Genomic DNA, 13,069 nt, shown 5'->3' with positions numbered 1-13,069 from the left:
CCAGAGAGTTATGGGGTGGCCAGAACCTGGCTGCCCCATTTTTTTCATTCTCTGGAACGCGAATGCCATTTGTTCACTTAAGGAAATCATGATGAAAACCGTTTTTGCGCTGCTGACGCTGGCTACAATCGCCGGCACTGCCGTTGCGGCAACCGATCAGCAAAACACCGATACAGCCAAGTCCGCAGCCACACCCGCCACAAAACCGGCTCCTTCACTGCCTGCCGGGCACATGGCGGTCACCGCTACACCGTCTATCCCGCTTACCCACAAGGGAAAAGTGCTGGAGGTGATCGACTCACCCATGTACACCTACCTGCAGGTAACCGGCGACAAGGAACCAGTATGGCTTGCCGCCTATAAAAACAATATCACCAAGGGCACCAGCGTCGAATATTCGGACGGTGTGGTAATGAACAAGTTCTTCAGCAAGTCACTGAACCGCACGTTCGACACCATCATATTTGTGGATAGCGTGGTGCCGGCAAAAAAATAAACAGGCAACAGTCGAGTTGTTCAATTCCGGCTGTGAGCTTCAGCGATGCCGCCGGTTCTGTATTGGTGTTTGATTCATTTGACGGGCGCCACAACATATCCTGCCTTGATGGATGACGTGCCCTTTCGTTGTCGCCCTGCCGTCTATGACGCCTTTGTCGAATTATTCATTCACGAGAATCCATGCGACAACATTTTGAAACAATTCTCCTTGAATATTCGAATGAATGCCAAGCCATAATGCCGCCATATAGGTAGTGTGAAATTTCTGGAGAGATTAGGCAGGAAGATTGGTCTGTTGTTTTGTAATTGCGTAGTTTGATTGAAGGAGATCAAAAGTGTTTCGAGGATTTCATATATTGGGCCTGGTGTTCATGGCCGTTGCCGGATTGGCTGCGTCACCGGTTTTCGCTCAAACTCCGGATGAGATTCTGTCTGCTATTCGGCAGGATGCGGGAGAAGGCATGTCGGGTTTCAAGGGATTCTCGGCTGCACGTGGAGAAGCATTTTTCAAGACAACGCATGGCGGTGAATGGAGCTGTGCTTCCTGTCACACCGAAAACCCCGCAGCACAGGGAAAGCATGCGAAAACAGGAAAACTCGTCAAGCCGCTTGCGCCATCGGCCAATGCGGAACGTTTTTCCGACCCAAGCAAGGTGGAAAAATGGTTCAAGCGCAATTGCAACGATGTGCTTGGCCGTGAATGTACGGCGCAGGAAAAGGGCGACGTGCTCACCTACCTGCTTACCCTCCGTTAGTAAGGATATTGCCATGTTGAATTACTATCCGGAACTTTTTCGGCGGCTTGCCGTTGCTGCATTGATCATGATTGGAATGATGCCTGCCGCGCAGGCCGAAGATGAGCAAGATGGTGCGTTACATGGGAGATTTGGGGAAAAGCGCGGCAACCTGGCCGCAACCGTGCAGGCCAACGACAACTGGAAAACCGAATGCGGCTCATGTCACATTGCTTTCGAACCAGGGCTGTTGCCAACCGAATCCTGGCGCAAAATCATGGGCAGCCTGGATAAGCACTTTGGCGCCGATGCGACTGTGCCCGAGCAAATAAACGCAGAGATCAGCGCTTTCCTGGCGAACAATTCCAACAACCATTGGACTGAAGGTACAACACCCTTGCGCATCACAGAAACCGATTGGTTCAAGCGCAGGCACGGGGTGCGAAAAATTCCCGCACGTGCATGGGAAGACCCGGAAGTAAAGAGCCGCGCCAATTGTGCGGCTTGCCATCTGCAGATGGAGCGCAGTCATTTCGGCATAAAACAACGATAAGTATGCTCAAGCTGCAAGGGGTTATCTTGAGTCGGCGTGTTTTGGTTTGGGATGTGCCGACCCGGCTTTTTCACTGGCTTTTTGCCATAAGCTTTGCTGCCGCGTGGCTTACCAGTGAAAACGACCAATGGCTTTCCGTCCACACCTTCTTCGGTTATCTGATACTCGGGTTGATCGGGTTTCGCCTGATCTGGGGGATGGTGGGCGGACATTACGCCCGCTTCACTTCATTTTTGTATGGTCCGATAGCCGGTTTGTCTTACCTGCGCCAGGTTATATCAGGCGGCGGTGCGCGCCATATCGGGCATAATCCGGCAGGGAGTCAGGCGGTTTATCTGTTGATTGCCCTGGCACTGGTGGTGACGATTACCGGCCTGTTCACGCAAGGCGGGGAAGAGCATCACGGAGCGGTTGTCGATGTGGTGGATATCGCGACAGCCGGGATATTCAAGGCAGGCCATGATATTGCCGCCAACCTGATGTTGCTTCTGGTATTCGGACATCTGGCGGGGGTGGCGATGGAGAGCTGGCTGCACAGGGAAAACCTGCCGCGCTCGATGGTCACGGGAATGAAGGAGGCGCCGGAAGGGACGCCCGTATCCAGACCGTATCGCAGGGTTGGTATTCTGTTATTGGTGGCCACCGTGACCTTCGGAGGGTGGTGGTTTTCCTATGCGCTGCATGAGCCCGTTGAAGGGCTTATCGGATATGAGGATGGGGACCACGGATTGCCGAGAGTCGCTTTTGCCGGGCCAAAGCTGGCGGATGATCAAAAGTGGCGCGAAGAGTGCGGCAGCTGCCACTTGGCCTTTCACCCAAGCCTTTTGCCCGCGCGCTCCTGGCAGAAAATGATGGCCGAGCAGGAGAAACATTTCGGGACGGACCTGGCACTGGATAATGCCACGAGCGAAGTCCTGCTCGCATTTCTAGTGAATAACGCCGCCGAGAACAGCAGCCGGGAGGCCGCCTATAAAATCAACCAATCCATCAAGGCCGGGGATGTTCCATTGCGTGTTACGGAGACGCCATACTGGGTCAAAAAACACCAGGGTGTTGCGGAATCCGTGTGGCATTCACCCAAGGTGAAAAGCAAAGCCAATTGCGCTGCCTGCCATCTGGATGCCGAAGCCGGAACATTTGAAGATGCCGCCATGTTTATTCCGCGCTGATCCGCTGGCTGGCAGGCCTCGCACCTTTGCCATCGCCGCGCTCTTGAACCTTTCCTGACAAGAGCAAGGTGGTGGCAGGAGAGTTTTGCCTTAATTTTAGGGTGCGTGTGCGCGCATTCCCATCGCTCAATCGTATATAATCCCATAGTATTAATTTCAGGTTTCCATCCATGCTGGAAGTCAGCAATCTTGCGTGCAGCCGCGGCGATCATCGATTGTTTTCCGGATTGAGCTTTGCGTTGCACCCCGGCCAGATCATGCAAGTGCAGGGCGCGAACGGTAGCGGCAAGACCAGCCTGCTACGCACGCTGTGCGGCTTTTTGATGCCGGACGAGGGGGCGATCACCTGGGGCGGCAAAAACACCTGCGATCTGGACGAGGATTATTATGCCGAGGTACTGTATCTCGGGCATTTGAATGCGATCAAAGATGAACTGAGCGCACTGGAGAACCTGCGCATCTCCGCCGGGCTTTCCGGGATTGAGCTGGATGAAAAAGAGGCGCTGTCCGCGTTGCGCCGCATGGGGCTGCGCGGCCGCGAGAGGCTGCCGACCAAGGTGCTCTCACAAGGCCAGCGGCGGCGCGTGGCATTGGCGCGCTTGCTGGTCAGTGATGCCCGGCTGTGGATACTGGATGAACCTTTGACCGCACTGGATGTCGGAGCCGTGGCGTTGATTCAGGAACTGGTTGCGGAGCATCTGGCGCGGCAGGGAATGGTGATTTTCACCACGCATCAGCCGCTGCAGGTGGCGGGAGTGGAAATGCACGGCCTGTCGTTGTCATGATGGTTGCAGCGGCATGAAGAAATCCTCGCTGTCCGGACTGCTGGCGCTGGTGATCCGGCGCGATCTGGTGCTCGCGATGCGCCGCCGCGCGGATGTGCTCACCACGCTGATTTTCTTCGTGATGGTGGTCAGCCTGTTTCCGCTGGGCGTCGGGCCTGAGATGGACATGCTGCGCAAGATGGCCGCGGGCGTGTTGTGGGTGGCAGCGCTGCTGTCCTCGATGTTGTCGCTGGGGCGCTTGTTCTCGGCGGACTATCTGGACGGCACGCTGGAGCAGATGATGCTCGCCCCGCAGTCCTTGTCCATGCTGGTGCTGGGCAAGATGGCCGCGCACTGGATGGTGTCCGGTCTGCCGCTGGTGCTGATGGCGCCGGTGCTGGGCTTGCAGTTCGACATGCCGGCGCAGGCGCTGGGTGTATTGGTTATCGGCCTGCTGTTGGGGACGCCGGTGTTGAGCATGATAGGTGCGATCGGCGCAGCGCTGACGCTGGGGTTGCGCGGCGGCGGTGTGCTGTTGTCGCTGCTGGTGTTGCCGCTGTGCATTCCAGTACTGATTTTCGGCACTGGGGCGGTCGAGGCGGTTTCAACCGGATTGAGCGCGGCGTCGCACCTGTCATTGCTGGGCGCGTTGCTGGTGTTGGCGCTGGTATTCACCCCCTGGGTGACGGCGCAGGCGTTACGTATTTCGATGGAGTAATTAAGTTGGCAATAAACTGGTTTAAATATTCCGCACCGACAACCTTTTATGGTTTGGCCGGTAAACTGATTCCGTGGTTTGCGCTTTCCGCCGCAATTCTGCTTGCAATCGGGTTGTATATCGGCTTTGCGGTGGCGCCGGTCGATGCCCAGCAGGGCGAGTTCTACCGCATCATTTTCATTCATGTGCCGGCTTCCATCCTGTCCATGTTCCTCTATCTGGTCATGGCGGGCTATGCGGCGCTGGGGCTGGTTTTCAATACCCGCCTTTCGGCCATGATGGCTACCGCCATCGCACCTACCGGCGCGCTGTTCGCCTTCATCTCGCTGTGGACCGGCGCGTTGTGGGGCAAGCCGATGTGGGGCGCATGGTGGGTCTGGGATGCGCGCCTGACTTCCGAGCTCATCCTGCTATTCCTCTATCTGGGTTTCATCGCGCTGCACGCGTCGATCGACGATCCGCGCCGCGCCGATCGCGCCAGCGCCCTGCTGGCGATCGTGGGCTCGGTGAACGTGCCGATCATCTATTTCTCGGTCAAGTGGTGGAACACCCTGCATCAGGGGGCGAGCATCAAATTCAGCGGCACCTCCATGCATGTCGCGATGCAGCAGGCCATGTTCACCGTGCTGGCGGCCTGCTGGCTGTATGCGATCGCGGTGGTGCTGGCGCGCGTGCGCAGCATCATCCTGGAGCGCGAACGCAACACTACCTGGATCAACGAATTGCCGGAGGTGCGGTCATGACACGGCGTTGCGAAGCATCCGGGGCGGGACAACGCAGTTGCGGTGCAGGCTCATGCGCGCAGCGCGTGATGCCGGAGCCAATGACCGCCTCGCACCTCCAACTGCAATCTGCTGATTCCATCGATAACGTGTCGGAGGTGCGGTCATGAGCGGCCTGGATATCTGGATGCGGGAAAATCCGCTCACCTATGTTTGGCTGGGTTCGTACGCCGTTGCCTTCCTCATCTTTGCGATTGAGATTGCGATGGTCAGGCACAAGAGAAAGATTACCTTGCAGCAGGTGCTCCTGATGCGTGAGGCGGAAGACGAAGCTGGAGAAAATAACTGAGATGAAGCCGCGCCAGAAAAGATTTGTATTTATCGTGGTTGCCGTTGCCGCATTGGCCCTGGTCGTCGGCTTGGTGCTGAACGCGCTGCAAAACAACGTCAGCCTGTATTTCACCCCAACCCAGGTTTTCAACAACGAGGCGCCGCATGGGCGCAGCTTCCGTATCGGCGGCCTGGTAGAGGAAGGCAGCGTGAAGCGCCAGACGGACGGGTTGACGGTGCATTTCGTGATTACCGACAAGCACAAAAGCATACCGGTCGTATACAAGGGCATCCTGCCGGATCTGTTTACGGAAGGCAAAGGCGTGGTCGCGCAAGGCAAGGTAGGGGCCGACGGCGTGATGCATGCCGACGAGGTGCTCGCCAAGCATGACGAGAACTATATGCCGCCCGAGGCCGCCGATGCGTTGAAGAAAGCCGAGACCGCGAACGCTTCCGCCGTTGCGGCCACTCCGGCAAGCGCACCTGCGGCGACTGCCGCCAAATAATTTTGAAAGCTTCAGCATGATTCCAGAGATTGGTCATTTTGCGTTAATTGTTTCCTTGTTTCTGGTGGCGTGCCTCGGTGTACTGCCTATCATCGGCGCGGCACGCGACAACGTGGTATTGATGGGCACCGCGCGTACTCTTGCGTACGGCCAGTTTGTGTTCATTTCTATCGCTTTTGCCTGCCTGACTTACGCCTTCGTTGTCAACGATTTTTCCGTGCTGTATGTCGCGCAGCATTCCAATTCCCAGCTTCCCGTCGCCTACCGCGTCGCCGCCGTGTGGGGCGGGCATGAAGGCTCGCTGCTGCTATGGGTGTTCATCCTGTCCGCATGGGTGCTGGCCGTTGCCGTGTACAGCCGGCACTTGCCGGAAGAGATGGTGGCGCGTGTGCTTGGCGTGATGGGGCTGGTTGCGGTGGGCTTCCTGCTGTTCATGCTGCTCACCTCGAACCCGTTCGATCGCCTGCTGCCTGCTGCGGTTGATGGGCGCGACCTGAATCCGCTGTTGCAGGATCCCGGACTGGTGCTGCACCCGCCGATGCTGTACATGGGTTATGTGGGCTACTCGGTGGCGTTTGCATTCGCCATCGCCGCCTTGCTGGGCGGGAAACTGGATGCCACCTGGGCGCGCTGGTCGCGCCCATGGACGACCGTGGCATGGGTATTCATGACCGGCGGCATTGCGCTGGGCAGCTGGTGGGCTTATTACGAGTTGGGCTGGGGCGGCTGGTGGTTCTGGGATCCGGTGGAAAATGCCTCGTTCATGCCGTGGCTGGTCGGCACCGCGCTGATGCATTCGCTGGCGGTGACTGAGAAGCGCAACGCATTCAAGAGCTGGACGGTGCTGCTCGCCATCGCGGCATTCTCCCTGAGTCTGATGGGCACCTTCCTGGTGCGTTCCGGCGTGCTGACCTCGGTGCATGCCTTCGCCACCGACCCCAAGCGCGGCATCTTCATCCTGTCTTTCTTGGTGGTCGTGATCGGCGCGTCGCTGCTGCTGTTTGCGTGGCGCGCACCGAAGATCGGTTTGGGCGGCAAGTTCGATCTGCTGTCGCGCGAATCGCTGCTACTGTCGAACAACGTGCTGCTGTCGGTCGCCTCGGCCTCGGTGTTCATCGGCACGCTCTATCCGCTGTTCATGGATGCGCTCGGCCAGGGCAAGCTCTCGGTAGGTCCGCCGTATTTCCACGCGATATTCGTGCCGCTGATGGTGCCGATGGTACTGATGATGGGCCTGGGGCCGCTGGCGCGCTGGAAAAAATTCTCCGCACCGGAACTGGCCAAGCGCGTGCGCTGGGCATTTGCCAGCGCGTTGCTGATCGCGCTGCTGCTGCCGCTGACGATGGGCAAATGGACGGCCATGATCGCGCTGGGCCTGCTGCTGGCATTCTGGATCATCGCCTCGGTGCTGCTGAGCCTGCGTGAGCGCCTGGCCGGGCGCGGCAATTTCATACAGCGCATGCGCAACCAGTCGCTGAGCTATTACGGCATGCAGTTTGCGCACCTCGGCGTGGCGGTGTTCATCATCGGCGTAACGCTGGTGAAAGGTTATGAAACCGAGCGCGATGTGCGCATGGATGTTGGCGATACGGTGCAGGCGGGCGGCTACGAATTCCGCTTCAACGGCATCACGGAAACAGAAGGCCCCAATTACGTGACGGCAAAAGGGCGGGTGACGGTCAGCAAGAACGGCAAGCTGGTCACCGAGCTGTATCCGGAAAAACGCCAGTACAACGTATCCGGCATGCCGATGACCGAAGCGGCAATCGACACCGGTTTTCTGGGCGACCTGTACGTGTCCCTGGGCGAGCCGATCCCGGACAGCAAGGGAGCGTGGGCGGTGCGCGTCTATATCAAGCCGTTTGTCGACTGGATCTGGGCGGGGTGCCTGTTGATGGCCTTGGGTGGGGTGCTGGCGATCAGTGACCGCCGTTACCGCCTGCACCGTAAGCCCGGAGACGATAGCATCACGGGTGACAAATTGGCGACAGAGGGCAAATCATCATGATGCGTTTCATACTTCCGTTGGTAGTTTTTCTGATTGTAGCGGCTTTCATGTTTGTCGGGCTGGGGCTGAATCCGCGCGAAGTACCATCGCCGCTGGTCGGCAGGGCGGCGCCCGCGTTCACGTTGCCGCAGTTGCATGAGCCGGCGAAACAGTTTTCGCCGCAGGACATGAAGGGCAAGGTGTGGCTGTTCAATGTCTGGGCGTCGTGGTGCACGGCCTGCGAAAACGAGCATCCGGTGTTCGTGGACTTGGCGCGCCAGAACATCGTGCCGATCTACGGGATGGACTACAAGGATAAACGCGAGGACGGCGAGGCTTGGCTGCGCAAGCACGGCAACCCATACACCCTGGTTGTGTCCGACGCCGAAGGCCGCGTGGGCATCGATTACGGCGTATACGGCGTACCGGAAACCTATGTGATCGACAAGCAGGGCGTCATCCAGCACAAGCAGATCGGCGCGGTGACGCCGGAAATCCTGAAAGAGAAAATCATTCCGCTGGTCAAGGAGCTGCAAGCCAAATGAAGTATCTGTTGATATTGCTGATGTGCCTGCTGCCGGCTCTTTCCCATGCCGGTGAAGCGAAGGACATGGCCGCCGACCCGGTGCTGGAAAAGCGCATGATCGGTTTAGCGGAAAATTTGCGCTGCCTGGTCTGCCAGAACGAATCGCTGGCCAGTTCGCATGCCGATCTCGCCGAGGATCTGCGCCGCGAGGTGCGCGAGCAGATGCAGAAGGGCATGAGCGACCAGGAGATAATCGATTATCTGGTTTCCCGCTACGGCGACTTCGTGCTGTACGACCCGCCGATGAAAAAATCCACGCTGGTGCTCTGGTTTGGCCCGTTCATCCTGTTGCTGGCCGGTGCGGGCATGCTGATCTACCAGTTGCGCAAGCGCAAAAGCCAGATTCCGGAAGCCGAATTGTCGGCGGAAGACGCGCAGCGCGCCGCTGAATTACTGAACGAAACGCCGGCCTCGCCGAAACAACCGAAAGGCCCGCAAGCATGACCTTATTCTGGATAATCTGCGCAGTGTTGCTGATCGTGGCGCTGCCGTTCGTGGTGTTGCCCCTGTGGCGTAGCGGCAATAATGCCGCTGGCGAGGTGCGGCGCGATGCCGCCAACCTGGAGATTCTGCGCGACCAGCTGGCGGAGCTCGAAGCCGATTTGCGCGACGGGATGCTGACGCAGGATGCCTACGAACAGGGCAAGCGCGAGTTGCAGGCGCGCCTGCTGGAAGAGGTCAGGATTGCCGAACAGCCATCCAGGCCGCCGCGCCATCCTGCCAAAATACTGGCGATCGTGCTGGCGATATTGCTGCCATTGGTCAGCGTGCCGCTCTACCTTACAACCGGCAACACCAAGGCGCTGTCGCCGCAGCAGGATACCGCCATGGCAGGCGATTTCGGCATCATCCGCTCCGAAGCCAAGCTGCAGGAGCTGGAAAAAGAACTGGCACAACGGCCGGAGAATCCTGATGGCTGGGTGGTGCTGGCGCGTTCCTACAGCGAGTTACAGCGCTTTCCCGATGCGGTGCGCGCCTATGGGCAACTGGTCAAGCTGGTGCCCGACGAAGCGCAGATATGGGCGAGTTACGCCGATGTTTATGCGATGACTAACAACCAGTCCCTGCTGGGCGAACCGACCAAGTTCCTCAACAGGGCACTGGAACTGGACGGCAGCAACACCATGGTGCTGGCCTTGTCAGGTTCGGCGGCGATGGAGCGCGGCGACTATGCAGCGGCCATCACGTACTGGACGAAACTGGCCGATCTGCTGCCGCAGGGTAATCCCGATTTGCCAATGATCCACAACGGCATCCAGCAGGCGCGCCAATTCCTTGCGCTGCAAAAAGGCGGTAAGGAAAAGCTGGCCAAGCTGCCTGCCGCCAAGGCCCCGGAACAAACGTCGACCAAACCGATCAGCGGCAAGGTTTCATTGAACCCGGCATTAGCCGGCAAAGCCGCGCCGGACGATGTGGTGTTCATTTTTGCGCGCGAGGCACAGGGTCAAAAGACGCTGCTTGCCGTCTTGCGCAAGCAGGTGAAAGACCTGCCGCTGCAATTCACGCTCGACGACAGCATGGCGATGCAACCACAGGCGAAACTGTCCGGCTTCGACCAGGTTGTGGTGGTGGCGCGCGTCTCCAAATCAGGCAACCCGATCGCCCAGCCCGGCGACCTGCAGGGATCGACGGGTACGGTCAAGCCGGGTGCCAAGGGCTTGAATATCGTGATTGATTCGATCGTGCAATAACTGCTGAATGCTCTACTATCGCGGCATCTGATTGCAGAATTGGATGCCGTTTTTTTTGATCCAACCAGGCTGGCATATCACGCAACTGCAGAAATTATTCCGGATGGAAACCTTGATGCTTGCTGAGGATGGTTGTCATTGCTGCAACCCTTATCTATCTGCCCGACCTGGACGATCCGTTATTTCAACGCCATATTGCACTGACCCTGTTTCTCAAACCAGTAGACTACATTTCCTGCGACTACGATACTCCCCGAAATGACTGCACTGGCTGCTGCGGTCGCTGAGGCAGCGGCAAGAATGGCAACGCACTCATCATGCCTGCAGTGGTTGATAGCTGCAATTTGTACCGGCTCAAGCTCCATATGCTTTGAAGCGATTCGGCAGTCTGCGTCGTAAGTTTCCTTCGTAACTGGTACGTAGATGCAAGCCTGAAGCAGGGCAGACGCGGTAATGGCAAAGATCACTGAACGGCTGCTTCTGAGGCGATGCACCATGAGGAGTGGCCAGTCAGCCATTATTGTCGATTAAAAACGGATTTGAGCGGCGTTCCTTGCCGAATGTGGACATCGGGCCATGCCCGGAGATAAAAGCTACATCATCTCCCAGTGGTAACAGCTTCTCACGAATAGAGGCAATCAGTGTGCTGAAATCGCCGCGCGGAAAATCGGTGCGCCCTATCGAGCCACGAAACAGCACATCCCCAACAAGCGCCAGATTTACATTGGGGGCAAAAAACACCACATGGCCAGGTGTATGTCCCGGTGTATGCAATACCGTTAGCTTTTCTTCGCCGATCTGTATGCTGTCGCCATCCTTCAACCAGCGGCTTGGAGTAAAGGGTGCGGCCAAAGGAAAGCCATAGCGTTGCGATTGCCTCGGCAGCTCATCGAGCAGGAAGGCATCATCGGCATGTGGCCCTTCGATCTGCACATTGAGTTTCTTGGCCAGCTCGGCAGCAGCACCGGCATGATCAATATGCCCATGCGTGATTAGCAATTTATCGACTGTAACCCCTTCCTCTGCTATTGCGGCCAATATCCTTGGTACATCCCCACCGGGATCCACTACGGCACCATGACGGGTTTTTTCGCACCACAGTAAGGTGCAGTTCTGCTCAAAAGGTGTAACAGGTATGACGCGATATTTCATGACAGTTCTGAAAGATTAGGGCGGTGGAATTATAAGGCGCAAACCTTTCTGACAAATAAAAAAGCCCGAGACAGGGATAAGTCGTGCGGAATTTAATCAGTGAGGGTAGTGACCTGATCCGGCTGGAAAATCAGGCGTTGTCCACAGGGTATCGACAGGGGCATCCACGGAAATTGTGGGGAAAGTCGGGTAGGCGCAGGGCCTCATTACATGTGCAGCGGATTTCGGGTGTGCCGCTATAGGAAACAAAAGACGGCTTCGTGCCAGAAGTAGACATCAGGCTGAATGCGAAATTTTCCTCAGTATCCTATGATTGACCTTCGTTGATCAGCATTGGAAACAAATATGGATACTTTTAAAACAACTAACGGGGCCTCTATCCAGTTTGCCTCAAGCCTGGAGCAACTGAAAATTGAACACATCCTACAACGCGATAGAGATGTTTGGACGGTCGCCCCAGAATGGCCCTACTTGGCAATCAATTTCACACGTCTACAGGAAAAAGTAGCATCACTCACGTACTTTCCCGTATTTTCCAGTGGCCAGTTGTGGCAGAACCTTCGCGCTGAAGACGTTGCATCTCGCTTGTTGGGGCTGTTGGGAGGTGGCGGCACGAATGCCGGCTTCGGCAATAATAGCCGAGCCTTTGTTATCGGAAAGGCTAATTCTAAAGCGCACGGATTGATGAATTTCAACACTCCATTGATTATAGGAAGCACACCTTGGTGTGCAGAAGGAACGCATTTTATCTATATCAATGGGGCTGATGTCTATCAACACCAGTTTGGAGAATTAATCACTGTTCAAGGCCAAAGCCGGACCAGTTCCCCCCACTTCGATCTTACCAAGTTGTCTGATCTGAGGGATCGATACAACAACGAATACCTCAATGCACCTAAGGCCTCACTTCCGGATCTGGAGGCACTCTCGGCGTTGATGGACGAAACATTTGAGCAGAATGTGTTGAGCTTGTCTGCCGCAGAGGTGTTTCATGCTCGTATTTCTGTAGATATGGAATCGGTCGATTATGATGCCCCTATCTTAACGAAGTACGACCGCCCAACCCATAACTCAGGAGGGCAACCGAAGATCGAAGTGTCATTTGCCTTACTCCACTACGAGAAGGCCCTTGTCGAATTTAATGCAATGAAGGCCCACCGCGCAGCTGGCAGGAAAGATGAGGCATTCGCTCACGGAATCTACTGCGCAGTGGCGGCCGCGGCCTGTATTGAGGCGATAGCCAATAAATTGGTTTACCTTCAAACAGCCGCGCACCCAAGCCACAATGATAAGCGTACGCCCCTTAGTAAAATCAACGACGCCGCCTCTGCATTGGCCAGTCGAAAGGGTGCTGCTTATGCGCCGCTAGTAGCTGGGCAAATTGCATACGATTCCCTTGATGAACTTCGGGCATTGCGCAACGGTTTTATGCATGCCAAAGAACACGAAACCGACATTGATCAGCATACACAAGCCTCTGAAGTGATGACGAAAGTCGATAACTTATCGTGTCACAATTATCTCAAGCAACTTAGGTTGGCAGTTGACCACATTTACTCACAGTTGCCTGATCTTGCGCCGCCAATTGTGACCAAGAGCAACGTCATATGGATGGGAAATTCTGAGGTGCCATGAGATTGGTTCCGCCGAAATGGCTCA

General features: G+C 56.6%; 15 protein-coding genes. 14 read left to right on the top strand and 1 reads right to left on the bottom strand.

The genetic code is table 11. From position 1 onward, the window contains the following. The first annotated feature begins 88 nt into the window (after positions 1 to 88). The 13 genes from ACRRNM_RS03330 (at position 89) to ccmI (ending at position 10,258) form a co-directional block, all read left to right on the top strand. The gene (locus ACRRNM_RS03330) at positions 89 to 496 is read left to right on the top strand and encodes a hypothetical protein (RefSeq protein WP_435626824.1); all 408 of its coding nucleotides are present in this window, start codon (positions 89 to 91) and stop codon (positions 494 to 496) included. 367 nt (positions 497 to 863) lie between these two features. Then, positions 864 to 1,253 (top strand): DUF1924 domain-containing protein, encoded by a 390-nt coding sequence (locus tag ACRRNM_RS03325; protein WP_435628633.1) that lies wholly within the window; start codon positions 864 to 866, stop codon positions 1,251 to 1,253. A gap of 13 nt (positions 1,254 to 1,266) precedes the next feature. Beyond that, positions 1,267 to 1,785, top strand: coding sequence for a diheme cytochrome c (locus ACRRNM_RS03320; protein ID WP_435626823.1), 519 nt, complete (start codon positions 1,267 to 1,269; stop codon positions 1,783 to 1,785). 2 nt (positions 1,786 to 1,787) lie between these two features. Then, positions 1,788 to 2,954 (top strand): cytochrome b/b6 domain-containing protein, encoded by a 1,167-nt coding sequence (locus ACRRNM_RS03315; protein ID WP_435626822.1) that lies wholly within the window; start codon positions 1,788 to 1,790, stop codon positions 2,952 to 2,954. 170 nt (positions 2,955 to 3,124) lie between these two features. After that, positions 3,125 to 3,739, top strand: a complete 615-nt coding sequence (ccmA, locus tag ACRRNM_RS03310; protein ID WP_435626821.1) for a cytochrome c biogenesis heme-transporting ATPase CcmA — start codon at positions 3,125 to 3,127, stop codon at positions 3,737 to 3,739. A gap of 13 nt (positions 3,740 to 3,752) precedes the next feature. Continuing rightward, positions 3,753 to 4,436, top strand: a complete 684-nt coding sequence (ccmB, locus tag ACRRNM_RS03305; protein ID WP_435626820.1) for a heme exporter protein CcmB — start codon at positions 3,753 to 3,755, stop codon at positions 4,434 to 4,436. 5 nt (positions 4,437 to 4,441) lie between these two features. Continuing rightward, positions 4,442 to 5,179 (top strand): heme ABC transporter permease CcmC, encoded by a 738-nt coding sequence (ccmC, locus tag ACRRNM_RS03300; protein WP_435626819.1) that lies wholly within the window; start codon positions 4,442 to 4,444, stop codon positions 5,177 to 5,179. A gap of 145 nt (positions 5,180 to 5,324) precedes the next feature. Further along, positions 5,325 to 5,507: a heme exporter protein CcmD gene (gene ccmD, locus ACRRNM_RS03295; RefSeq protein WP_435626818.1), complete on the top strand. Its 183-nt coding sequence runs from the start codon at positions 5,325 to 5,327 to the stop codon at positions 5,505 to 5,507. A gap of 1 nt (position 5,508) precedes the next feature. Further along, positions 5,509 to 5,994 carry a cytochrome c maturation protein CcmE gene (gene ccmE, locus ACRRNM_RS03290; RefSeq protein ID WP_435626817.1) on the top strand — a complete coding sequence of 162 codons (486 nt, stop codon included), beginning with the start codon at positions 5,509 to 5,511 and terminating at the stop codon, positions 5,992 to 5,994. 16 nt (positions 5,995 to 6,010) lie between these two features. Beyond that, positions 6,011 to 8,002, top strand: coding sequence for a heme lyase CcmF/NrfE family subunit (locus ACRRNM_RS03285; protein WP_435626816.1), 1,992 nt, complete (start codon positions 6,011 to 6,013; stop codon positions 8,000 to 8,002). Further along, positions 7,999 to 8,526 (top strand): DsbE family thiol:disulfide interchange protein, encoded by a 528-nt coding sequence (locus ACRRNM_RS03280; RefSeq protein ID WP_435626815.1) that lies wholly within the window; start codon positions 7,999 to 8,001, stop codon positions 8,524 to 8,526. The genes ACRRNM_RS03285 and ACRRNM_RS03280 overlap by 4 nt, the downstream gene beginning before the upstream one ends. Then, positions 8,523 to 9,011, top strand: a complete 489-nt coding sequence (locus ACRRNM_RS03275; protein ID WP_435626814.1) for a cytochrome c-type biogenesis protein — start codon at positions 8,523 to 8,525, stop codon at positions 9,009 to 9,011. The genes ACRRNM_RS03280 and ACRRNM_RS03275 overlap by 4 nt, the downstream gene beginning before the upstream one ends. Continuing rightward, positions 9,008 to 10,258 carry a c-type cytochrome biogenesis protein CcmI gene (ccmI, locus tag ACRRNM_RS03270; RefSeq protein WP_435626813.1) on the top strand — a complete coding sequence of 417 codons (1,251 nt, stop codon included), beginning with the start codon at positions 9,008 to 9,010 and terminating at the stop codon, positions 10,256 to 10,258. The genes ACRRNM_RS03275 and ccmI overlap by 4 nt, the downstream gene beginning before the upstream one ends. 510 nt (positions 10,259 to 10,768) lie before the next feature. On the opposite strand, the gene ACRRNM_RS03265 is transcribed toward ccmI, so the two are convergent. After that, positions 10,769 to 11,410, bottom strand: coding sequence for an MBL fold metallo-hydrolase (locus tag ACRRNM_RS03265; RefSeq protein ID WP_435626812.1), 642 nt, complete (start codon positions 11,408 to 11,410; stop codon positions 10,769 to 10,771). A gap of 345 nt (positions 11,411 to 11,755) precedes the next feature. On the opposite strand from ACRRNM_RS03265, the gene ACRRNM_RS03260 reads away from it, so the two are divergent. Beyond that, positions 11,756 to 13,045, top strand: a complete 1,290-nt coding sequence (locus ACRRNM_RS03260) for a hypothetical protein (RefSeq protein ID WP_435626811.1) — start codon at positions 11,756 to 11,758, stop codon at positions 13,043 to 13,045. Positions 13,046 to 13,069: the final 24 nt, after the last annotated feature.

Origin of the sequence: Ferrigenium straubiae, from assembly GCF_051257895.1 — a bacterium.
GTDB lineage: Bacteria > Pseudomonadota > Gammaproteobacteria > Burkholderiales > Gallionellaceae > Gallionella > Gallionella straubiae.
Note: the sequence above shows the minus strand (reverse complement) of the source record. Positions and strands in the feature narration are given on the sequence as shown.

Coding starts and splice junctions, on each gene's coding strand:
- ACRRNM_RS03260 (WP_435626811.1), top strand. CDS start 11,756: ATGGATACTTTTAAAACAACTAACGGGGCCTCTATCCAGTTTGCCTCA.
- ACRRNM_RS03330 (WP_435626824.1), top strand. CDS start 89: ATGATGAAAACCGTTTTTGCGCTGCTGACGCTGGCTACAATCGCCGGC.
- ACRRNM_RS03275 (WP_435626814.1), top strand. CDS start 8,523: ATGAAGTATCTGTTGATATTGCTGATGTGCCTGCTGCCGGCTCTTTCC.
- ccmE (WP_435626817.1), top strand. CDS start 5,509: ATGAAGCCGCGCCAGAAAAGATTTGTATTTATCGTGGTTGCCGTTGCC.
- ACRRNM_RS03280 (WP_435626815.1), top strand. CDS start 7,999: ATGATGCGTTTCATACTTCCGTTGGTAGTTTTTCTGATTGTAGCGGCT.
- ccmB (WP_435626820.1), top strand. CDS start 3,753: ATGAAGAAATCCTCGCTGTCCGGACTGCTGGCGCTGGTGATCCGGCGC.
- ccmI (WP_435626813.1), top strand. CDS start 9,008: ATGACCTTATTCTGGATAATCTGCGCAGTGTTGCTGATCGTGGCGCTG.
- ACRRNM_RS03285 (WP_435626816.1), top strand. CDS start 6,011: ATGATTCCAGAGATTGGTCATTTTGCGTTAATTGTTTCCTTGTTTCTG.
- ACRRNM_RS03320 (WP_435626823.1), top strand. CDS start 1,267: ATGTTGAATTACTATCCGGAACTTTTTCGGCGGCTTGCCGTTGCTGCA.
- ccmA (WP_435626821.1), top strand. CDS start 3,125: ATGCTGGAAGTCAGCAATCTTGCGTGCAGCCGCGGCGATCATCGATTG.
- ccmD (WP_435626818.1), top strand. CDS start 5,325: ATGAGCGGCCTGGATATCTGGATGCGGGAAAATCCGCTCACCTATGTT.
- ACRRNM_RS03315 (WP_435626822.1), top strand. CDS start 1,788: ATGCTCAAGCTGCAAGGGGTTATCTTGAGTCGGCGTGTTTTGGTTTGG.
- ACRRNM_RS03265 (WP_435626812.1), bottom strand. CDS start 11,410: ATGAAATATCGCGTCATACCTGTTACACCTTTTGAGCAGAACTGCACC.